This window comes from Serratia ureilytica (assembly GCF_013375155.1).
In the GTDB taxonomy this organism is placed as follows: Bacteria; Pseudomonadota; Gammaproteobacteria; order Enterobacterales; family Enterobacteriaceae; genus Serratia; species Serratia ureilytica.
The window spans coordinates 158,789-179,520 of the sequence record NZ_JABXOF010000011.1 but is presented as its reverse complement, the minus strand read 5'-3'; the positions used below and the strand labels follow the sequence as shown (position 1 = coordinate 179,520).

Sequence of the window (20,732 nt, the reverse complement as noted above, 5' to 3'; positions counted from 1 at the left end):
AGCAAGGCGCCGTCATGGCGGCGCCTTGCTCATCGAAACGCAGGTCAGAACGGGTAGTCGTGATAGCCCTGCTGTTCGGAAATGCGTCGGGCGGCGACGTGCAGCAACGCCACATACTCCTCCCGCGCCGCTTCGGAAAAGCGCAGCGTCGGGAAAGAGATGCTCAGCCCGGCGATCGCCACCCCGAACCTGTCAAAAACCGGTACCGCGATGCAGCGGATCCCCGCTTCTTGCTCTTCGGCATCTTCGCCGTATCCCTGCGCACGCACCCGATCCAGCACCGGCAACAGTTCGGCGGCGCTGGTCAGGGTATGCTCGGTGCTGCGGGTAAATTCAATCTGCGACAGGATCTGCGCCACCTCATCCCGCTCGCGCCAGGCCAGCAGCACCTTGCCGATGGCGGTGCTGTGCAGCGGGTTGCGGCGGCCGATGCGCGAATACATGCGCAGGTTGTACATCGCGTCGATCTTATGGATGTAGACGATGCCATCCTCGTCCAGGGCGCCGAGGTGGATGGTTTCACGGGTATGATTCGACAGCTCGCGCATCTGCACGTCGGCGCTACGGATCAGATCGACGTTCTGCAACGATTTGGCGCCCAGTTCGAACAGCTTGAGCGTCAGCGCATACTTTTCCGTCTCGCCCTCCTGTGAAACGTAACCCAGCGCTTTCATGGTCTGCAGAAACCGGTAGACGGTGCTTTTAGACATCATCACCCGCTGGGACAGTTCGGTAATGCCTATCTCGCGCTCATCGCCGAGCGCCTGCAAAATGCCGAACACTTTCATCACGGATGAGACGGCATCCGGTTGCTTGTCTGAATCTGCGTTAGCCATGGCGAATACCCTACTTAACGGTTTTGTTTCAGGAAATTTAAACAAGGGTTTCAGTATAATCGGAACAGATCGCGACGCGCAACGCAGCTGAAGGCTAAGCGATTGAAGCCAAATGAATAACCGCCTGCCGCTCACCGCCGTTTACAATTAAGCGGACAAGGGGCATGCAATCGCAGGCGAATATGATTAGCATGATAATACTCTCCTGAATAAATACCGCTGAGACCTGCATGCGTCCTTGTTCCGACGGCCTCCCCGTCCCGCAACGCTATGGGGCGATCCTCGCCATCGCCCTCGGCATTACCGTATCCGTGCTCGACGGCGCGATAGCCAACGTGGCGCTGCCCACCATCGCGCGCGATCTCAACGCCAGTCCGGCCAGTTCCATCTGGGTGGTTAACGCCTATCAACTGGCGATCACCGTCTCTTTGCTGTCGCTGGCGTCGCTCGGCGATCTGGTCGGCTATCGCCGCATCTATCAGGCTGGATTGCTGGTGTTCAGCATCACCTCACTGTTCTGCGCCCTGTCCGACTCGCTGCTCACCCTGACCATCGCCCGCGTGCTGCAGGGCTTTGGCGCCGCCGCCATCATGAGCGTCAACACCGCGCTGATCCGCATCATCTACCCGCAGCGTTTTCTCGGCCGCGGCATGGGCATCAACTCGCTGATCGTCGCCTGCTCCTCGGCGGCCGGGCCGACGGTGGCGGCCGCTATCCTGTCGGTCGCGTCCTGGCAATGGCTGTTCGCCATCAACCTGCCGATCGGCATCGTCGCGCTGCTGCTGGGGATGAAATTCCTGCCGGCCAACGGCCAAAAAAGCGATAACCGCCGTTTCGATCCCACCAGCGCCGTGCTGAATGCGCTGACCTTCGGCCTGCTGATCACCGCCATCAGCGGCTTCGCCCAGGGCCAGAGCCTGACGCTGATCTTCAGCGAGATCGCCGCGCTGCTGGCGATTGGCGCGCTGTTCGTGCGCCGCCAGCTGCGCCAGGAATTTCCGTTGCTGCCGGTCGATCTGCTGCGCATTCCGATCTTCGCCCTGTCGATGGGCACCTCAATCTGCTCGTTTGCCGCGCAAATGCTGGCGATGGTGTCGCTGCCGTTCTTCTTGCAAAGCGCATTGGGCCGCGACGAGGTGGCGACCGGGCTGCTGCTGACGCCGTGGCCGCTGGCGATCGTGGTGATGGCCCCGATCGCCGGCCGGTTGGTGGAACGCGTGCATGCCGGCCTGCTGGGCTGCATCGGGCTGGCGGTGTTCGCGCTCGGGCTGTTCTCGCTGGCGCTGCTGCCCGCGGCGCCGTCGAATATGGACATCATCTGGCGCATGGTGCTGTGCGGCGCCGGTTTCGGCCTGTTCCAGTCGCCCAACAACCACACCATCATCTCCGCCGCACCGCGCAACCGCAGCGGCGGCGCCAGCGGCATGCTGGGCACTGCCCGTCTGCTGGGACAAACCTCGGGAGCCGCCCTGGTGGCGCTGATGTTCAACCTGTTCCCGGCCTCCGGCACCCACGCTTCACTGATCCTGGCTGGGGTGTTCGCCACCCTGGCGGCGGCCGTCAGCAGCCTGCGCATCACTCAACCGACGACGCAAACGGCGCAGCCCAGCCGCGAGGTGAAATAGCGCACATAAAAGAGCCGAGCCCTCATCGATTGTAAAACCGACGGGGCCAGCACTGGCGGCCGGGCCGCGTCGGGTGCGGTGCCGGGAGCATGGCAGGCCAGGCGTCAGTCGCCGCACCTCAACGGGCTGCGGCCTTGTCGTAAACAGGCTAAATAGGCGTCGTCATCCGGATACCAGCCAACAAGGCGTTGGCCGTCGTTATCCATCCCCTCGAAGGCCTTGAGCAGGCCGGGGGCGAACATGCGCTTTATCAGATCTTCGGACTGCGCGCTGTCGATGCGGCAGTCGCAGCGCGTTTCTCCGTCAACCTGAACGAAGTTCTGCAACGAAGCGAGACATCGCGCGTCGAGATCGCCATGAACATGGATAAACTCCCCCGTTTCTACCAGGGTGAGCGCGGTCAGGTCTCCCCCCACCACGAACGCGCCGTCGTTTCCTGAGCTGCAATAGGCATGGCGTATGCGGACATCGTCACGCACGACCAGCCCGCCCCAGCAAATCAGCGTATCCGCCTGCAGCCGCCCCAGCACGACAATGCCGCCGTCCTCTCGCTGCGGTGACACCGCCAGGCATCTCTCCACGATCACATCGCCGTCCACGATCAGGTAATCGTAATCGTGGCCGTCGTGCTCGTCGGGGAAAAACGCCGGCTGGCGCAGATCGCCTGAATGCCAGCGAATAACCGGTGGCTCATCATCGTCATCATGCCGGTTCAACAATTCCGCAACCGCATCGGCGACACCGCCAGCCAATGCGGCCAGGCGCGCCGACACCTCATCACCGTTGAGTAAGGGAAGGTGGTTGATTTTCATAGGGCCTCAGGGACAAATGTCATTGTGCCAAAGCATATAACATACGCTTCCAAAGCCAAACAGGCGGTCGTGACCGGGCCCGATGCGGCTTGCCCTCTCACCGGGTGATCTGGCACCGCGCCAGCCCAGGCTGAGAGGCCGAAAGACGCGGTTTGCAGGTGGGCTTCAGCGACTTCGGGCGCTGCTGCACGGCATTAACGCCCGCAAACTTCGCTGAAGCGCTCATCCCATTCATTGCCGAATTTCATTGCTGAATCCGTCGCCGCCACTGAAATAGCGGTTCAGGCATGCCATAAAAAAACCCCGGCAAGCCGGGGTTTTTCATTTCATTCAGCCGATTACTTCAGGTACTGACCGGTGCGCAGCGCTTCGATGCGCTTGTCGAGCGGCGGGTGCGACATGAACAGCTCGCTGAACGACTTGGATTTGCCGTTGATGCAGAACGCCATCATGCTGCCCGCTTCCTGCGGTTCATAGCTGGTTTTCAGACGCTGCAAGGCGGCGATCATCTTCTCGCGGCCCACCAGTTTGGCGGAACCGGCGTCGGCATAGAATTCGCGGTGACGCGAGAACCACATGGTGATGATGCTCGCCAGGATGCCGAACACCAGTTCCAGCACCATCGACACGGCGAAGTAAATCATCGGGTTGCCGTTGCCTTCCCCTTCACCGTCGCGGTTGCCCAGGAAGCCGGCGGCAACCTGTGCGATCAGGCGCGAAATGAAGATGACGAAGGTGTTCACGATCCCCTGGATCAGGGTCATGGTCACCATATCGCCGTTGGCGACGTGGCTGATTTCGTGCGCGATAACCGCTTCCGCTTCGTCGCGGCTCATGCTCTGCAGCAGGCCGGTGCTGACGGCGACCAGCGAAGCGTCGCGCCGTGCGCCGGTGGCGAAGGCGTTGATGTCCGGCGCGTGGTAGATAGCGACCTGCGGCATGGCGATGCCCGCCTGCTGCGATTGACGGCGCACCGTTTCCAGCAGCCAGTTTTCGGTTTCGTTACGCGGCTGTTCAATCACTTCCCCGCCCACGGAGCGCAGCGCCATCCATTTGGACATCAGCAACGACACGAAAGCGCCGCCGAAGCCGAACAGACCGGCCATGATCATCAGGCCCTGAACGCTACTGGATTGGATTCCTGTCAGGCTGAGCACCAGCCCGAAAACCAACATCACCGCCAGGTTGGTGAGCAGGAACAGAGCTATACGCATCATAAAATGTTTACTTCCTCATAAATGTTAACAAAACACTGTCCAGATACCCTGGATCGTATGGGCATTCGTCACAGTTTCAAGAGTTGCGCGCCATTAACCTACTAAAAATACGAAACTTTACAAAAACGACGCGCGACCGGGATTTGGCAAATTGTAAACGATTGTTGCGCAAGGCGGAGGGATTTTGCAGAAAAATTTCTTTGCCCGCACGCCATGACAACGAGAACCGTTATCCTCACGCTTTATAGGCCAATATCCGCTCAGCGCGTTTCATCATACCCCGCCTGATTCAGCGGCGATGAAAGTTTGAATCTCGCGATTAATTGTTACATTATAACATCACAATTAATCGTAAAGGGATGTCAATCATGTTATCGCGTATCGTCTGGATGCTGGCGACGTGGCTGCTTTTCTGCCAGGTCGCGCACGCTGAAATTCACCTCACCGACGTTGAAGGACGCCAGGTTACCCTGGCCGCCCCCGCACAGCGCGCCTATATCGGCTTTTACTACGAAGATTTTCTGGCGGTGAACGGCCCGGAGAGTTATCAACAGGTCGTCGCCTTCTCCAAAAGCGACTGGGCGTTGCGCGCCAGCCAATGGACGCGCTATCAGGCGGCGCTGCCACGGCTCGCTCAACTGGTCGATGTCGGTTCGCTCTATAACCAGAGCTTCGATTTTGAACGCCTGCTGACCACGCGACCAGACCTGCTGATCCTGGCGAAGTGGCAGCTCGACGGCTTCGCCAACTACCTGCCGGTGCTGCAACAGCTCAACATTCCTTACATCGTCGTCGACTTCAATCAGGGCGTTGAAGTCAAGCTCGCCAGCATCCGGTTAATGGGCCAGGCGATGGGCCACGCCGAGCGAGCGGAACGGCTGGCCGACGAATATCGCCAAAGTCTCGAGGATACCCGGCGGCGCATCCGCCAGGCGCAGCTGCCGCCGCCGGTCACCTACATTGAGCTGGGGGACAAGGGCCCCGGCGAGTACGGCAGCAGCTATGGCGCATCGATCTGGGGGCCGCTGCTGCAGCTGGCCGCCGCCGACAATATCGCCGCCGGCGTCGTCGGCAGCCCTTCCCCCTTGCGCGCCGACTATGTCCTGACCCGACGGCCCGAGGTGATTTTTCTCGCCGGTGGCGACTGGGAAAACATGCCGAACGCCGTGCCGATGGGCTACGGCACGCAGGCAGCCCCCCTACAGACGCGCCTGACGCAATACGCCCGGCGGGCGGGATGGCCGCAACTGCCGGCGGTAAAAAATCAGCGTCTTTATGCGCTTTACCATGGCGGCGCGCGCACGATTTACGATTTTATCTTTGTCCAGTATCTGGCAAAAGCGCTCTATCCCGCCGCGTTTGCCGATGTTGATCCCGCGCGCAATCTGGCGCAGTTCTACCATCAATATTTGCCGATAGAGGCGGACGGCATCTTCTTGCAACGCTGGCAAGGAGAATAACCATGGCCCACACAGGACGTGCGTTTTTGCGACGGCGCAGGCTGCGCCGCGGGCTATTGACGCTGGCGCTGCTCGGCGCGCTGCTGGCGGCGACCGCCATCGATCTCACCGTCGGCGCCGCGCAACTTGGCCTCACGGATATCGTGCGGATGCTTTGGCCCGGCTCTGCCCCCGGCAACGCACTGCATCAGGCGGTTTTCTGGTCGATTCGCTTGCCGATGACGCTCACCGCCTTGGTGGTCGGCGCCAGCCTGGCGCTGGCGGGCCTGCTGATGCAGACCGTGCTGGCCAATCCCCTCGCCAGCCCCTATACGCTGGGGATCTCTGCCGCGGCGGGGTTCGGCGCGGCGCTGGCGATCCTCACCGGCTTCAGCCTGGGCGGCGCGTTGGCGCTGGGCACGCCGCTGCTGGCTTCGCTGATGGCGCTGTTGGCTTGCGTGCCTGTCTATCTGCTGGGACAACGCCGCGGCATGACGCCGCAAATATTAGTGTTGAGCGGCATCGTGGTGCTGTTTTTCTTTCAGTCGCTGCAATCGCTGCTGCTGTTTCTGGCCTCGCCGGAAGCCATGCAGCAAATTGTCTTTTGGCTGTTCGGCAGCCTGCTCAAAGCCAATATGCACGGCGTGGCGATCACCGGCGTCGTGTTGCTGTGCGCGCTGTTCGTCAGTCTGCGGCTCGCCTGGCGGCTGACGGCGCTGTCCGCCGGCGAAGAGCAGGCCCAGGGGCTGGGCATCAATGTCAGCGCCTTGCGCAAGCTGGCCTTTCTGCTGGCGACCTTGCTGACGGCCGCCTCGGTCTCGTTTGTCGGCACCATCGGGTTCGTCGGGCTGATCGCCCCGCATTTCGCCCGCTTTCTGGTGGGTGAGGATCAGCGCTACCTGATCTGCATTTCCGCCCTCTGCGGCAGCCTGCTGCTGCTGTGCGCCTCGATCGTCGCCAAGCTGGTGATGCCGAACGGCGTGGTGCCCATCGGCATCGTTATCGCCCTGATCGGCGTGCCGGTGCTGTTTTACTTCGTCACTCGACAGGTTAAACGCCCATGACTCAACTGACCCTCACCCGCGTCGGCGTCTCGCTGCATCGCCGCTCGCTATTGGCAGACGTTTCATTGAGCTGGCCGGAGGCGCAGCTCGGCGGCATCATCGGCCCCAACGGCGCCGGCAAATCGACGCTGCTGAAAGCGATTAACCGCATGGTGCCGTGCAGCGGCGAGATCGCTTACCGCGAGCGCCCTCTCGATCCGAAAACCAGCCGTATCGCCTATGTGCCGCAGCTTAATCGCTGCGATTCGGCATTGACCGCTTTTGACATGGTGCTGCTGGGCAAGGTACGCCAGTTGAGCTGGCGCATCAGCGCCGCCCAGGCCGATGCGGTCGAGCAGGCGCTTACGGAATGCGGCATTTCCGCGCTCGCCGATCGCCCCTTCAACCGTCTCAGCGGCGGCCAGCGACAGTTGGTGATGCTGGCTCAGGCCTTCGTCTCTCAGCCGCAGATCATTTTGCTCGACGAACCCACCAGCGCGCTGGATATCCACCACCAGCTGCGCGTGCTCAATCAGATCGCCGACTACGGCCGGCGCCACCGCTGCATCACGCTGCTGGTGATCCACGATCTGGGATTGGCGCTGCGCTATTGCCACTCACTCACGCTGCTCGCGCACGGACGCGTCGTTTGCCACGGCGATACCCATCAGATGATGGGACATCCGATGGTGTCTCGCGTATTTGGCGTCGGCATCGAAAACGGCGTCAGCCCGCAGGGCTACCCCTATCTGCTGCCGACACAGCTGTTACACGCACACGGAGAATCCCCATGTACACTCTGACCAAGGCGGACATGCTGGCGCAACTCGCCGGCTTGCAACAGGAAATTCACCAGCTTCACCGTTCCGCCCGGCAAGATCGGCGCCATTTTTCCCTGCTGGAACGTCGTTTCAGCCGCCTGCAGGCCTTTAACGACGAACCGCAGCTGCAGGCCTATCGTCAAAAGCTGGAAAACGACCGTTTGATAACGGCGCAGATCACCCAACTGCGGGCGACGGCCAACGCCGCGTTGTGCGACTACGAGAAGCATCGCGTCTCGGCGCTGTGCCGGGAACCGGCGCAAACCAACGCCTACCTGAACAGTTTCGACCGCGCGCTGCAGCTGGAGATCGCGGCCGCCGACATTAAACCCGGCGAACGGGTGCTGCTGGTGGGCAGCGGCGCATTGCCCACCACGGCGCTGGCGCTGGTCGCCAGGCTCTCCGCCACCGTCATTTGCTACGATTGCGACCCGGCGGCCCAGCGTTTTGCCCGCCGGCTCACGCGCCACCTGGGGCTGGTGCAGCAGATGCCCTGCATCGACAAGCTGAACGGCCTGACGCGCAACGATATCGATCACATCATCATCGCCTCCCTGGTGGCGGACAAGCAGGGTTTGCTGAAGGCGCTGCGGCCTTTGCTGCCCCAGTGCGGCAAATTGCTGGTGCGCTATGGCAATGGCCTCAAGTCGATCTTCAACTGCCCTTACCACCACCAGGCCGCCGGCTCGCCCTGGCGCGTCAGCGGTAAACCGCTCACCACCCCGCTGTACGATCTGTTGATTTTGGAGCCTCACCGCCATGAATAATGCCTTTCCCACCCTGATCCTCGGCGCCGGCCCGGCGGCGATCCAACTGGCGGCGGACATCAAGGCCGCGGGCAATGCGCGCATCGGCCTGTACAACCGTCCCAGCGAAAAAGGGCGCCGCCTGAAGCAACATCTGGCGCACACGCCCAGCCTGTGGCTGACGGGCGCCGGTAAGGCGCAGCGCACCCAAGACGATGCGCAGGTGACAATTGACCGCTATTGCGATGATCTGGCGCTCGTCGGCTGCGACTGGCGCAGACTGATCCTTGCCGTCCCCGCCGATCAATACCATGACGTGCTGCGACAGGTGCCATGGGCGGCGTTGCCCCAACTGCGCTCACTGATCCTGCTCTCTCCCTCCATCGGCTCCGGCTTGATGGCGCAAAGCCTGCTGCAGGAGGCCGGGCAATCCCACGTCGAGGTCATCAGCCTGTCGAGCTACTACGCCGACACCAAATACCAGAACGCCGAACAGCCTTACCGCGCCTACACCAAGGCGTTCAAGCAGCGAATTTATCTGGCCGGCGCAGGCACAAGGTCAGACTGCGCCGAACTCGACTGGCTTTGCTCGCTGCTGGCGCGTCACGGCATTGACGCCCAACGCTGCAACAGCCAGCTCGCCGCCGAGCGCTTCAGCATCACCAATTATGTTCATCCTCCGCTGGCGCTGGCCGAAACCACGCTGCAGGCGATATTCGAGCCGCAGGCGCCGATCCAGTACCTGTATAAAACCCACCCCGAGGGCCCCATCTGTCCCGAGGCGATCGCCGACATGCTGGCGCTCTCGCAGGATTACCAGCAGTTGCTCAACCGGTTCGGCATCGAGGCCATTAACCTGCTGCGCTTTTTGAATGACGACAACTACCCGGTTCCGCCCCGTATGGTGAGCCGCCGCTGGATTGACCAATTCCCGCAGCTCGCGCCGACGGAGCAATGCTATGCGCTGTTTACGCGTTATACCGCGCTGCTGGTCGACCCCTATTCCGAGCCGGACGCGCAGGGTCGCTACTATGATTTTTCCGCCGTCAGGGTCGCCCGCGTCTTCCAGGATGTCCAGGGGCGCTGGCGCCTGCCGCGCGTGCCGCAAGAGGACGTGCGCAAACTGCGCGTCCTGGTCTTGCTGGCGCAGCGGCTTGACGTCGAGATGCCCGCCGCCCAGCGTCTGTTGGCCCGCTTTCAGCAGGCGCTGCAGCACTTCGTCACCCGGATCGGCGCCGAGCATTGCCATCGTTCGTTGCTGGACGATACCTGCGACGAGCAGGCGGACATCATTTACCGACAATGGCGGAGGCAAGCATGAATCAGGGTGCGCTACTGGCCATTTTTGCCTCATTGATTTTCAGCGTCATGAACGCGCTGGTTAAAACCATCTCCGATGCTATTCCCACCGGTGAAATCGTGTTCTTTCGCAGCAGCATCGGCTGTGTGCTGGTTCTGCTGCTGATGTACCGCCACCGCATCGCCTTCAGCCGCGTAGACCGGCCGCTGCTGGTGTTGCGCGGCACCATGGGCGGGCTGTATCTCATTTGTTATTTTTACAGCATCGCCCATCTAACGCTGGCCGACGCCAGCATGCTGGCCTACCTGTCGCCGTTTTTCTCCATTTTGCTCTCCTTGCTGGTGCTGCGTGAACGGGTCAGCGCCTGCACCGCGTTTTGGCTGGCGATGGTCATCATCGGCGCCGTGCTGCTGGTGCGGCCGTGGCACTTCTCGGCCTATACCCTGGCGTCGCTGGTCGGCGTGATGAGCGCGGTGTTCGCCTCGATCGCCTATCTGTCGGTCAACAAACTCAGCAAGCGCCACCACAACTACGAGATCGTGTTCTACTTCCTGTTCATCGCAACGCTGATCTCGCTGCCGCTGATGTGGAACGCGTTCGTTTGGCCCAACGCCTATCAGTTCGCCATTCTGCTCGCCATCGCCCTGGTGTCGCTGTTGGGGCAGGTCGTCTTAACCCAGGCCTTCTCTTCCGATAACCTGATCGTGGTCTCGGTGGTGCGCTATATCGGCATCGTGTTCAACATCGCCTGGGGTTGGCTGTTCTGGCATGAGATCCCGCTGCTGCTGTCGCTGTTCGGCTGTCTGCTGGTGGTGGTTTCCTGCATTCAGCTCGGGCTGCGTCACCGTAAGAAACCGGCTTAAGCCGGGCTTGCCGCAACCAAAAAAAACGCACCCGAGGGTGCGTTTTTCACAGGCAAAGCCGTGGCCTTATTTGGCCGGCGTCGGCTGCTGAGCAGGCTGATCCTTTTCCAGATGAGCCAGGTCCAGCGCGATATGCACGGTTTCATCCAGGTACGGATCCGGCTCCTGGTAATCCTTCGGCAGATCGTCGAGCGATTTCAGCGGCTTCTTGCCCGCACGTTCCAGACGCTCGTTGATGCGTTTCAGACGGGTCGCGTCGTCATCGTGATTCTCTTTCTCGCGTACCGCCAGATTGAGGGACACGATGTTGCGTTTATCCTTCAGCGCCTTGTAATGCGCAATATCCTGCGCGATGTACTGGAACTCCGGATTTTGCGCGATGCGCTGCTGGTGATCTTTCAGCAGCTCCGGCTCGAACGGCGCCATATCGCCGGTCTTGCTGTAGGTCGCCGCATTGATGCTGTCCCACGGCATGGCGTTGTCTTCAAACGCTTCGCCGGTTTCCGCCGGATCGACGCCGGTCGGCATCAGAATGTCCGGCGTCACGCCCTTGCGCTGGGTGCTGCCGCCATTGACGCGGTAGAACTTCTGAATGGTGTACTGCACGGAACCGAGCGCCGGCCACTCAGGGCGCAGCATCTGATCGTAGATACGGTTCAGCGAACGGTACTGCTGCACGGTACCTTTACCGAAGGTCGGCTCGCCGACAATCAGCGCGCGGCCGTAATCCTGCATCGCCGCCGCGAAAATTTCGGAGGCGGAGGCGCTGAAGCGATCGACCAGCACCACCAGCGGGCCTTTATAGTAGGTCACGCCGTCGGTGTCGGCGTCTTCGCGCACTTTGCCGTTGTTGTCGCGCACCTGCACCACCGGGCCGCTCGGAATGAACAGGCCGGACAGCGACACCGCTTCGGTCAGCGCGCCGCCGCCGTTGGTGCGCAGATCGATGATCACGCTCTTGACGTTCTGCTTGGCCATCTTCTGCAGCTGCACTTTCACGTCATCGGTCAGACCGACATAGAAGCCGGGGATGTCGAACACCGCCACCTTCTCTTTGCCGACGGTCTTGATGGTCATTTTCACCGCGCGGTCTTCCAGACGGATGCGCTCGCGGGTCAAGGTGACCACGCGGGTTTTGGTGCCCTTGCCGGCCGGCAGGATCTCAAGGCGCACCTTGCTGCCCTTCGGCCCTTTGATCAACGACACCACGTCGTCCAGGCGCCAGCCGATCACGTCCACCATCGGTTTGCCGGCCTGGCCGACGCCGACGATGCGATCGCCCACGGTGATCGCTTTGCTCTTCGCCGCCGGACCGCCCGGCACCATCGAGTTGATCAGGGTGTAGTCGTCATCCATCTGCAGCACCGCGCCGATGCCTTCCAGCGACAGGCTCATCTCGGTGTTGAACTGCTCGGTGTTGCGCGGAGACAGATAGTTGGTGTGCGGGTCGATTTCATGCGCAAAGGCATTCATCGCCAGCTGGAAGACGTCTTCGCTGTTGCTTTGCGTCAGGCGCTTGATGGCGAACTGATAGCGCTTGGTCAGCGTGTCGCGGATTTCTTTGTCGGTCTTGCCGGTCAGCTTGAGGTTCAGCTCGTCATACGTGACTTTCGCATCCCACAGGCTATCCAGCTCGGCCTTGTCTTTCGGCCACGGCGCTTTGCTGCGGTCGAGATCGATAGTGCCGTTGCCGGTGAAGTTCATCGGCTTGTCCAGCAACGACAACGCATAGGTGTAACGCTCAAAGCGGCGTTTCTGCGCCAGATTGAACAGCGCGTAGAAGGTGTCCAGCTTGCCGGTTTTCAGCTCTTCGCCAACCTGATTGCGTTTGCCGGCGAACTGCGCCACGTCGGAGGCCAGCAACACGTTATGATTGTAGTCCAGCATGTTCAGGTAGCGATCGAAGATCTTGCCTGAAAATTCCGCATCGAGGGCGAACTGGCGGTAATGAGAGCGAGTGAAGCGCGAGGTGACGCGCTCACTCACCGTAGCGTGCTGGGGTTCCTGTTGCAGTTGGGGCAGTTGGCCGATGCGGATGTTGGCTGTTTCCGCGCCGTAACTGACACCCGCCCACAGCAGCCCTGCAATCGCTGTTAATCTGACGAATTTGTTCATGCCTGGGTTGGCCTCCGTATCAGAACTGCAAGTGTTCTGCGCGCACAATCATCGCCAGACCGGAAGAGAGCTGCACACGTACGCCATCTTTAGCGATTTCGAGTACGGTAGCATCCATCGCGCTCTTGCCTGCTCTGACTTTGATTTCCTGGCCAATTTGCAGTTTAGAGATATCCGTGACTGGCGCATAACGCGGCTGGCTTTCCTCTTTGGCTGCACGAGGTTGGCGAGCGGGCTGTGGGCGAGTTTGTGGGCGCGGCTTGCGGTTTTCCGGCGCGGCTCCGCCTTCGCGACGCGCAGCGGGCTTTTTACCGGCTGGACGCGGACGGCGCGGAGCGGCATCGGCGGATTCGCCGGCGGCTTCACGTTTTTTGGCGTTTTGTTCGGCACGCTGTGCCTGAACGCGCGCTTTGGCTTCTTCAAGCTGCTGGCGAGCATGATCGACATGCTGCTGCTCCAGTTCACCGCACGGATTGCCGTCCAGATCGACGCGCTGCGCGCCAACCTTGACGCCGTACAGGTAACGCCAGCTTGAGGTGTATAGGCGCAGGGCAGAACGCAATTGCGTTTTGCTGAGATTCTCTTCCCCCTGCACGCGCTCTACCAAATCCTGAAAAATACCGATTTTCAGCGGACGAGCTTCGCCTTCGGCGCTAAAGCAGAGCGGAAAACGCTCGGCAAGAAAAGCAATGACTTCTTTACTAGAGTTCAACTTAGGTTGATTTTCCATGAAATTTCCTGATTACAACGGTATTGCCAACAAGCCACAGGCATGAACAGGCGTCATTATAATGACGCCATCGGTAATTGCCACGTTAACCGTCGATCAACTTGCCGCCACAGTCACATATTTCGCACTGTCACACTGTTCCAGTTGCTCACAAAGCCCCGCCACCACTGCTTTCAGGCCCACTTCGTCCTGTTCGTCGAAGCGTTGATAAACCGTGCTATCGATATCCAAAACGCCGATCGCTCGGCCGCCAACCGCCAGCGGCAGCACGATTTCCGCGTTGCTGGCCGCATCGCAGGCGATATGGCCCGGAAACGCATGCACGTCGCCGACGCGCTGCACGCGATTTTCCGCCACCGCCGTGCCGCACACGCCCTTGCCCACCGGAATGCGCACGCAGGCGATCTTGCCCTGGAACGGCCCCAGCACCAGTTGGTCGCCATCCATCAGATAGAAACCGACCCAGTTCACGTCATCCAGACGCTCGTTGAGCAACGCGCTGGCGTTGGACAGCGCCGCGATAAAGTTGGTTTCCCCGCCGAGCAACGCGCTCAGGTCACGTTTTAATTCCGCGTAGAATTGTTCTTTTGTCATGTGTTAACCATTGAAACAGTGAAGATGGCCAGAAGCCCAAAGCTTAGGCCCTATAAAATAAGCATTAAATGCGTATAGCCACAAGGTTAATCATCTGTTGCTTCACAAAACCCCGTCGCTCGGGGTATGTTTGCCGCTCAGAATCCCGGTTTACCTCGTTTTACCGTCCGGCGCCCGATCGCCGGTGACGCGGCCGGTTTATTTTTCAGCTACGCTGACAGTTCCGGCGGGCTCAAGGGCAGCTACTTGTCAAAAATGAAAATACACGCGATCACCGCCCCCCTTTCCAAAGCGCGCCACCAACGCTGCTGCGAGTGCGACCTGCTGTTTGTGCTGCCGCCGCTCAGCGGCAATCAGGCCGCTTATTGTCCGCGCTGTAACGCCAAGGTGGTGAGCGGCCGCGACTGGTCGATGACGCGCCTGACCGCCATGGCGATCGCCATGCTGCTGCTGATGCCGTTCGCCTTCACCGAACCGCTGATCAGCATTCGTCTGCTCGGCACGCGCATCGACGCCAGTTTGCTGGAGGGCATCTGGCAGATGAGCCGCCAGGGCGATCCGCTCACCGCCAGCATGGTGGCGTTTTGCACCATCGGCGCCCCGCTGACGCTGGTGCTGTCGCTGCTGTACCTGCGTTTCGGCCATGCGCTCGGCATGAACCTGCGCCCGGTGCTGCTGATGCTGGAGCGGCTCAAAGAGTGGGTGATGCTGGACATTTATCTGATCGGCATGGCGGTGGCGGCGATCAAAGTGCAGGATTACGCCGACATCCAGCCCGGCAGCGCGCTGATCGCTTACCTGTCGCTCACGGTGCTGAGCATCCTGACGCTGATCCACGCCAACCTGGAGCAGCTGTGGGAGCGCTACTATCCGCAGGAACAGCCGGAAGGCCCGCCGACGGCGCTGCACATTTGTCTGTCCTGCCACTATACCGGCTATCCCGACGCGCGCGGCCGCTGCCCGCGTTGCCATGTGCCGATGTGCCATCGCCAGCCCTACAGCCTGCAGAAAACCTGGGCGGCGCTGATCGCGGCGATGATCCTGCTGATACCGGCCAACCTGCTGCCGATTTCCATCATTTACGCCAACGGCACGCGGCTGGAAGACACCATTTTCTCCGGCGTGGTCTCATTGGCCACCTCCGGCAACGTGCCGATCGCCGCCATCGTGTTCATCGCCAGCGTGCTGGTGCCCTTCACCAAGGTGATCGTGCTGATCGTGCTGTTACTGAGCATCCACTTCAAAACCTCGCACAGCCTGAAGACGCGCATTCGTCTGCTGCGCCTGGTCACCTGGATCGGCCGTTGGTCGATGCTCGATCTGTTCGTTATCGCCTTGATGATGTCGCTGGTAAATCGCGATCAACTGTTATCTTTTACTATGGGACCGGCCGCGTTTTACTTTGGCTCGGCGGTCATTTTGACTATTCTTGCCGTTGAGTGGCTGGATAGCCGATTGATTTGGGATGCACATGCAACAGGAAACGCCGACTACACCGACTGAAGCGCGGGTCAAGAACAAACGCCGCATTTCACCGTTCTGGTTACTGCCGTTCATCGCCCTGCTGATCGCCGGGTGGCTGGTCTATAACAATTTCCAGGAGCGCGGCACCACCGTCACCATCGATTTCCAATCGGCGGCGGGCATCGTCGCCGGCCGCACGCCGGTGCGCTACCAGGGCGTTGAGGTCGGCACGGTGCAAAAAATCAGCCTGAGCAAAGATCTGCGCAGCATCGTGGTGGAAGCCAGCATCAAAAGCGATCTGGAAGACTCGCTGCGCGAAGGCACCCAGTTCTGGCTGGTGACGCCCAAAGCCTCGCTGGCCGGGGTTTCCGGGCTCGATGCGCTGGTCGGCGGCAACTATATCGGCATGATGCCCGGCAGCGGCAAGGAGCAAACCCACTTCACCGCGCTCGATACCCAGCCGAAGTACCGCCTGAACACCGGCGAGCTGATGATTCACCTGCATGCCGACGATCTGGGTTCGCTCAACAGCGGCTCGCTGGTCTATTACCGTAAAATCCCGGTCGGCAAGGTGTATGACTACACCATCAGCGAAGGCAACAAGGGCGTAACCATCGACGTGCTGATCGACCGCCGCTTCGCCAACCTGGTGAAGAGCAACAGCCGCTTCTGGAATGTCTCCGGCTTCAAGGGCGATTTCAGCCTGTCCGGCGCCACGGTGCAGATGGAGAGCCTGGCGGCGCTGGTCAACGGCGCCATCGCCTTCGACTCGCCGGCCGATGGCCAGCAGGCCAAGGGCGATCAGAACTATACCCTTTACCCGGACCTGGCCCACAGCCAGCGCGGCGTCAATATTCTGCTGGATCTGCCGAGCGGCAACAGTTTGAGTGCAAACCGCACGCCGCTGATGTACCAGGGGCTGCAGGTCGGCACCCTGACCAAGCTGACGTTGCAACAGGACAGCAAAGTCATCGGTGAACTGACCATCGATCCTTCGGTGGTCGATCTGATGCGCAGCGGCACCCGCATCGTGATGCGCAGCCCGCGCATCAGCCTCAACGACGCCAAGCTCAGCCAACTGCTGACCGGCACCACGCTGGAACTGGTGCCGGGTGAAGGCGAACCGCAGCAGCGCTTCAACGTGCTGGACAGCAGCGAAACGCTGTTGCAACAGCCGGGCGTGTTGACCGTCACGCTGACGGCGCCGCAAAGCTACGGCATCGACGTCGGGCAACCGCTGGTGGTGCACGGCGTGAAAGTCGGCCAAATCCTGAGCCGCACCTTGACCGCCGGCGGCGTGGTGTTCACCGCCGCCGTTGATGCGCAATATCGCGGCCTGCTGCACAAAGACAGCAAATTCGTGGTCAACAGCCGCCTCGACGTCAAGCTGGGGATAGACGGCATGGAAGTGCTCGGCGCCAGCGCGCAGGAGTGGGTAGACGGCGGCGTGCGCATTATCCCCGGCAGCAAAGGGGAGCCTGGCGGCCAGTACCCGCTGTACGCCAACAGCGAAAAAGCCGAGGAAGGCATCGTCGGCAACGCCCCTTCCACCACCCTGACCCTCAGCGCCACCAGCCTGCCGGACGTGCAGGCCGGCTCAGTGGTGCTGTATCGTAAATTCCAGGTGGGCGAGATCGTTAACGTTCGGCCGAAGGCCAACGAGTTTGAGGTGGACGTCTACATCAGCCCGGAATACCGTAAGTTGCTGACCCGTGAAAGCATCTTCTGGGCCGAAGGCGGCGCCAAGGTGCAGCTCAACGGCAGCGGCCTGACGGTGCAGGCTTCACCGCTCAACCGCGCGCTGAAAGGCGCCATCAGCTTCGACAACCTGCAGGGCGTGACGCTGAACAAAGGCGCCAACCGCGTACTGTACGCCAGCGAAACCGCCGCCCGCGCGGTGGGCAGCCAAATCACGCTGAAAACCTATGACGCCAGCAAGCTGTCGGCGGGCATGCCGCTGCGTTACCTCGGCATCGACGTCGGCCAGGTGGAGTCGCTGCAGCTGGCGCCGGAGCGCAACGAAGTGTTGGCCAAAGCGGTGCTGTATCCGGAATACGTGCAGACCTTCGCGCGCCTCGGCAGCCGCTTCTCGATCGTGTCGCCGGAGATCTCCGCCGCCGGCGTCAGCAACCTCGATACCCTGCTCCAGCCTTATATCAACGTGGAGCCGGGCCGCGGGCGCGAGCTGCGCACCTTCGAACTGCAGCAGGCCAGCATCACCGACTCGCGCTATCTGGACGGCCTGAGCGTCGTGCTCGACGCGGCCGAAACCGGCTCGCTGCAGATCGGCACGCCGGTGCTGTTCCGCGGCGTGGAGGTCGGCACCATCACCGGCTTCTACCTCGGCGCCATGTCCGATCGGGTGCACGTCGCGCTGCGCATCAGCAAGAAGTACCAGCATCTGGTGCGCAACAACAGCGTGTTCTGGCTGGCGTCGGGTTACAACCTGCAGTTCGGCCTGACCGGCGGCGTAATCAAGAGTGGCACCTTCCAGCAATTCATCCGCGGCGGCATCGCCTTCGCCACGCCGCCAACCATTCCGCTGGCGCCGAAAGCGACACCGAACAAGCACTTCCTGCTGAATCCGGAAGAGCCGAAGGACTGGAAAACCTGGGGCACCGCCATTCCGCGCGATTAACTTTCGCGTTTCCCTCAGGGCCCGGCAATGCCGGGCCCTGTTTTTTTCCGCTTTGTGATAAACTCTCGCCCTTGTCTTTATTGCACCCTGAGAGTTCGCCCCGTGGCCAAATCCACCGCCGTTTTTCTGCCCCCCGCTTTCCTCGACGCCACCCGCGCCATCATGCCCGCCGAGCTGGCGATGGACGATTTTATCGCCGCTTGCCAGCGCCCGCTGCGCCGCAGCCTGCGCGTCAACACGCTGAAAATCAGCGTCACCGACTTCCTGGCGCTGGTGCGGGACTACGACTGGCGATTGGAACCCATTCCCTGGTGCGCGGAAGGTTTCTGGATCGAGCGCGACGATGAAGAGCTGCGATTGGGCAGCGCCGCCGAACATTTGAGCGGCCTGTTCTACATTCAGGAGGCCAGCTCGATGCTGCCGGTCAGCGCGTTGTTCGCCGGCGGCGCAGCGCCCCATCGGGTGTTGGACGTGGCGGCCGCGCCGGGCTCCAAAACCACCCAGATAGCCGCGTTGATGGATAATCAGGGCGGCATCGTCGCCAACGAATACTCCGCCAGCCGGGTGAAAGTGCTGCACGCCAATATCAGCCGGTGCGGCGTGAAGAATACGGCGCTGACCCACTTCGATGGCCGGGTGTTCGGCGCCGCGCTGCCGGAGAGTTTTGACGCCATTCTGCTCGACGCCCCCTGCTCCGGCGAAGGCGTGGTGCGCAAAGATCCGGACGCCATGAGCAACTGGTCGCCGGAAAGCGTCGCCGAGATCGCCGCCACCCAGCGCGAGCTGATCGACAGCGCGTTTCATGCGCTGGCGCCGGGCGGCGTGATGGTTTATTCCACCTGCACCCTCAATGCGCAGGAAAATCAGCAGGTGGTGCGCTGGCTGCTGGACACCTATGGCGACGCGGTCAGCGTCGAGCCGCTGGGTGAGCTGTTCCCCGGCGCCGACAAGGCGTTGACCGCCGAGGGCTTCCTGCACGTCTTCCCGCAGATTTACGACAGCGAAGGTTTTTTCGTCGCCCGCCTGCGTAAAAAACACGCCGTGGCGCCGTTGGCGAAGCCGACCTATAAAGTCGGTAAATTCCCGTTCAGCCCGCTGTCCGGCAAAGAGGCGGCGCTGGTCGCCCAAGCCGCCGCGGCATCCGGCTTAACCTGGGGCGATGACAGCCGGCTGTGGGAGCGCGACAAGGAAATCTGGCTCTTCCCGGCCGAGCTGGAGCCGCTGTTCGGCAAAGTGCGCTTCTCGCGTATCGGCCTCAAGCTGGCGGAGCGCTTCCCGAAAGGTTTCCGTTGGCAGCACGAAGCGGCGATCGCTCTCGCGGGCGCCGACGGCAAACAGCATTTCGAGCTGGACGCCGCGCTGGCCCAGGAGTGGTATCACGGCCGCGATCTCTACCCTGAGCAGCCGCCGGCGGGCGACGAGTGCATCGTCACCTATCAGGGGCAACCGCTGGGCATCGCCAAACGCATCGGCAGCCGCATCAAGAACAACCTGCCGCGCGAGCTGGTGCGCGACGGCGCGCTGGATTTTCACCTGTAATCGCCCTGGCGCCGGGGAGCCGCTTTCCCCGGCGATAAATAAAGATAACAATATTCCCATCACCATTCGTTATTATTCTAATCATTTCACCATCACGTTATTTCACCCGCGCACGCTTGCCCTGTGCCAATTAAAAAGTTTTGACCTTTGATAAAGACAATTTCACGTTCTTATCCTATTAATTTAAATGTAAGTAAATAAATGCGTGCAACTCAGCTCTGGGTGGCGTTTTTGCGGACTTTCTCTGACATGGCAAGGAATCATGATGAAAAAAACTCTGCTGGTTTTGCTCTCGTTAACACCTCTGCTGTGCATCAGTGGCGCAGCCAACGCAGCGGGCACCATTCAGGGCACGGTGGGCGTGACAATGACCATCGGCGCCGGGTGCGTGGTCACCGGCGGCAACAGTTCCGGCACCACCAACGACTTTGGTTCCATCAGTTTCGGCACCTACTCGTCGCTGGCTAACGTCATCACCGCCAGCGCCACCGGCAGCGGCGGCACCGGCACCTTGGGGCTGAACTGCACCACCGGCACCAACTACACCGTGGCGCTGGACAACGGCCTCAACGCCTCCGGCAGCCAGCGGCGCATGGCCAGCGGCGTGCCCGCCTACATCAGCTATAACCTCTACCAGGACAGCGCCCACGCCGTGCCGTGGAACAGCACCACCGGCGTGCTGACCGGCACCGGCACCGGCTCGGCGGTCCCGCTGATCGTCTACGGTCTGGTGCCCGCCGCGGGCACCACCCCGGCCGCCGGCGTGTACAACGATACCGTCACCATGACCGTGACCTGGTGATGCCTGCCGACACGGGGCGCCACCACGGCGCTCCGTCATTCATTAATATAATAATATTCCCATCCGCCATCTCATTATCTCAAACACGATTCCCCCTGATGTGTTTACGCTGCACTCAACCTGCGATCTCGCTTAAAAATAAATAAAG

General features: G+C 61.2%; 17 protein-coding genes. 11 read left to right on the top strand and 6 right to left on the bottom strand.

Features of this window, described 5'->3' with window-relative positions; all coding sequences use genetic code 11:
• Positions 1 to 44: 44 nt before the first annotated feature.
• Entirely contained in the window at positions 45 to 836 is a 792-nt protein-coding gene (kdgR, locus tag HWW83_RS20305; protein ID WP_033642855.1) for a DNA-binding transcriptional regulator KdgR, read from the bottom strand.
• Between the two features lie 230 nt (positions 837 to 1,066).
• Between kdgR and HWW83_RS20300 the strand changes: the two genes are divergently transcribed.
• Positions 1,067 to 2,461, top strand: coding sequence for an MFS transporter (locus HWW83_RS20300; protein ID WP_033642854.1), 1,395 nt, complete (start codon positions 1,067 to 1,069; stop codon positions 2,459 to 2,461).
• A gap of 104 nt (positions 2,462 to 2,565) precedes the next feature.
• On the opposite strand, the gene HWW83_RS20295 is transcribed toward HWW83_RS20300, so the two are convergent.
• Both HWW83_RS20295 and htpX read right to left on the bottom strand, forming a co-directional pair.
• Positions 2,566 to 3,273, bottom strand: a complete 708-nt coding sequence (locus tag HWW83_RS20295; protein ID WP_060660797.1) for a hypothetical protein — start codon at positions 3,271 to 3,273, stop codon at positions 2,566 to 2,568.
• 338 nt (positions 3,274 to 3,611) lie between these two features.
• Complete coding sequence (gene htpX, locus HWW83_RS20290; protein ID WP_033652481.1) at positions 3,612 to 4,490, bottom strand: protease HtpX; 879 nt, start codon at positions 4,488 to 4,490, stop codon at positions 3,612 to 3,614.
• 368 nt (positions 4,491 to 4,858) lie between these two features.
• On the opposite strand from htpX, the gene HWW83_RS20285 reads away from it, so the two are divergent.
• From HWW83_RS20285 to HWW83_RS20260, 6 genes are read left to right on the top strand one after another with little or no spacing between them, the layout of a single operon-like run.
• Positions 4,859 to 5,950 (top strand): ABC transporter substrate-binding protein, encoded by a 1,092-nt coding sequence (locus tag HWW83_RS20285; protein WP_033642851.1) that lies wholly within the window; start codon positions 4,859 to 4,861, stop codon positions 5,948 to 5,950.
• Positions 5,951 to 5,952: 2 nt separating this feature from the next.
• A complete protein-coding gene (locus tag HWW83_RS20280; RefSeq protein ID WP_033652483.1) occupies positions 5,953 to 6,993 on the top strand; it encodes a FecCD family ABC transporter permease in 1,041 nt (346 codons plus the stop codon).
• Positions 6,990 to 7,775: an ABC transporter ATP-binding protein gene (locus HWW83_RS20275; protein ID WP_142002346.1), complete on the top strand. Its 786-nt coding sequence runs from the start codon at positions 6,990 to 6,992 to the stop codon at positions 7,773 to 7,775. Before HWW83_RS20280 ends, HWW83_RS20275 begins: the two co-directional genes overlap by 4 nt.
• Complete coding sequence (locus HWW83_RS20270; protein WP_033642848.1) at positions 7,763 to 8,560, top strand: nicotianamine synthase family protein; 798 nt, start codon at positions 7,763 to 7,765, stop codon at positions 8,558 to 8,560. The genes HWW83_RS20275 and HWW83_RS20270 overlap by 13 nt, the downstream gene beginning before the upstream one ends.
• A complete protein-coding gene (locus HWW83_RS20265) occupies positions 8,553 to 9,860 on the top strand; it encodes an opine metallophore biosynthesis dehydrogenase (RefSeq protein ID WP_176589513.1) in 1,308 nt (435 codons plus the stop codon). Before HWW83_RS20270 ends, HWW83_RS20265 begins: the two co-directional genes overlap by 8 nt.
• Positions 9,857 to 10,702, top strand: coding sequence for a DMT family transporter (locus HWW83_RS20260; RefSeq protein WP_033642846.1), 846 nt, complete (start codon positions 9,857 to 9,859; stop codon positions 10,700 to 10,702). Before HWW83_RS20265 ends, HWW83_RS20260 begins: the two co-directional genes overlap by 4 nt.
• A 66-nt stretch (positions 10,703 to 10,768) precedes the next feature.
• Here the strand turns inward: HWW83_RS20260 and prc are convergent, their stop codons facing one another.
• The 3 genes from prc to HWW83_RS20245 form a co-directional block, all read right to left on the bottom strand.
• The gene (gene prc, locus HWW83_RS20255) at positions 10,769 to 12,817 is read right to left on the bottom strand and encodes a carboxy terminal-processing peptidase (protein ID WP_033642845.1); all 2,049 of its coding nucleotides are present in this window, start codon (positions 12,815 to 12,817) and stop codon (positions 10,769 to 10,771) included.
• Between the two features lie 19 nt (positions 12,818 to 12,836).
• Positions 12,837 to 13,547 carry an RNA chaperone ProQ gene (proQ, locus tag HWW83_RS20250; RefSeq protein ID WP_004931497.1) on the bottom strand — a complete coding sequence of 237 codons (711 nt, stop codon included), beginning with the start codon at positions 13,545 to 13,547 and terminating at the stop codon, positions 12,837 to 12,839.
• Between the two features lie 96 nt (positions 13,548 to 13,643).
• A complete protein-coding gene (locus HWW83_RS20245; protein WP_033642843.1) occupies positions 13,644 to 14,141 on the bottom strand; it encodes a free L-methionine (R)-S-oxide reductase MsrC in 498 nt (165 codons plus the stop codon).
• A 255-nt stretch (positions 14,142 to 14,396) separates the two neighbouring features.
• On the opposite strand from HWW83_RS20245, the gene yebS reads away from it, so the two are divergent.
• The 4 genes from yebS to HWW83_RS20225 all read left to right on the top strand — a co-directional run bounded on the left by yebS (position 14,397) and on the right by HWW83_RS20225 (position 20,584).
• Positions 14,397 to 15,644 carry a membrane integrity lipid transport subunit YebS gene (gene yebS / locus HWW83_RS20240; RefSeq protein ID WP_047026336.1) on the top strand — a complete coding sequence of 416 codons (1,248 nt, stop codon included), beginning with the start codon at positions 14,397 to 14,399 and terminating at the stop codon, positions 15,642 to 15,644.
• Positions 15,613 to 18,243: a PqiB family protein gene (locus tag HWW83_RS20235; protein WP_089195483.1), complete on the top strand. Its 2,631-nt coding sequence runs from the start codon at positions 15,613 to 15,615 to the stop codon at positions 18,241 to 18,243. The genes yebS and HWW83_RS20235 overlap by 32 nt, the downstream gene beginning before the upstream one ends.
• A 102-nt stretch (positions 18,244 to 18,345) precedes the next feature.
• Positions 18,346 to 19,782, top strand: a complete 1,437-nt coding sequence (rsmF, locus tag HWW83_RS20230; RefSeq protein WP_176589512.1) for a 16S rRNA (cytosine(1407)-C(5))-methyltransferase RsmF — start codon at positions 18,346 to 18,348, stop codon at positions 19,780 to 19,782.
• A 265-nt stretch (positions 19,783 to 20,047) separates the two neighbouring features.
• Positions 20,048 to 20,584 (top strand): Csu type fimbrial protein, encoded by a 537-nt coding sequence (locus HWW83_RS20225; protein WP_033652487.1) that lies wholly within the window; start codon positions 20,048 to 20,050, stop codon positions 20,582 to 20,584.
• Positions 20,585 to 20,732: the final 148 nt, after the last annotated feature.

What these genes read in the sequence shown, in the direction of transcription:
- kdgR (WP_033642855.1), bottom strand. Translation starts at nt 836, where the DNA reads ATGGCTAACGCAGATTCAGACAAGCAACCGGATGCCGTCTCATCCGTG.
- HWW83_RS20235 (WP_089195483.1), top strand. Translation starts at nt 15,613, where the DNA reads ATGCAACAGGAAACGCCGACTACACCGACTGAAGCGCGGGTCAAGAAC.
- prc (WP_033642845.1), bottom strand. Translation starts at nt 12,817, where the DNA reads ATGAACAAATTCGTCAGATTAACAGCGATTGCAGGGCTGCTGTGGGCG.
- proQ (WP_004931497.1), bottom strand. Translation starts at nt 13,547, where the DNA reads ATGGAAAATCAACCTAAGTTGAACTCTAGTAAAGAAGTCATTGCTTTT.
- HWW83_RS20245 (WP_033642843.1), bottom strand. Translation starts at nt 14,141, where the DNA reads ATGACAAAAGAACAATTCTACGCGGAATTAAAACGTGACCTGAGCGCG.
- HWW83_RS20225 (WP_033652487.1), top strand. Translation starts at nt 20,048, where the DNA reads ATGAAAAAAACTCTGCTGGTTTTGCTCTCGTTAACACCTCTGCTGTGC.
- HWW83_RS20270 (WP_033642848.1), top strand. Translation starts at nt 7,763, where the DNA reads ATGTACACTCTGACCAAGGCGGACATGCTGGCGCAACTCGCCGGCTTG.
- htpX (WP_033652481.1), bottom strand. Translation starts at nt 4,490, where the DNA reads ATGATGCGTATAGCTCTGTTCCTGCTCACCAACCTGGCGGTGATGTTG.
- HWW83_RS20300 (WP_033642854.1), top strand. Translation starts at nt 1,067, where the DNA reads ATGCGTCCTTGTTCCGACGGCCTCCCCGTCCCGCAACGCTATGGGGCG.
- HWW83_RS20295 (WP_060660797.1), bottom strand. Translation starts at nt 3,273, where the DNA reads ATGAAAATCAACCACCTTCCCTTACTCAACGGTGATGAGGTGTCGGCG.
- HWW83_RS20265 (WP_176589513.1), top strand. Translation starts at nt 8,553, where the DNA reads ATGAATAATGCCTTTCCCACCCTGATCCTCGGCGCCGGCCCGGCGGCG.
- HWW83_RS20275 (WP_142002346.1), top strand. Translation starts at nt 6,990, where the DNA reads ATGACTCAACTGACCCTCACCCGCGTCGGCGTCTCGCTGCATCGCCGC.
- HWW83_RS20260 (WP_033642846.1), top strand. Translation starts at nt 9,857, where the DNA reads ATGAATCAGGGTGCGCTACTGGCCATTTTTGCCTCATTGATTTTCAGC.
- HWW83_RS20285 (WP_033642851.1), top strand. Translation starts at nt 4,859, where the DNA reads ATGTTATCGCGTATCGTCTGGATGCTGGCGACGTGGCTGCTTTTCTGC.
- yebS (WP_047026336.1), top strand. Translation starts at nt 14,397, where the DNA reads ATGAAAATACACGCGATCACCGCCCCCCTTTCCAAAGCGCGCCACCAA.
- HWW83_RS20280 (WP_033652483.1), top strand. Translation starts at nt 5,953, where the DNA reads ATGGCCCACACAGGACGTGCGTTTTTGCGACGGCGCAGGCTGCGCCGC.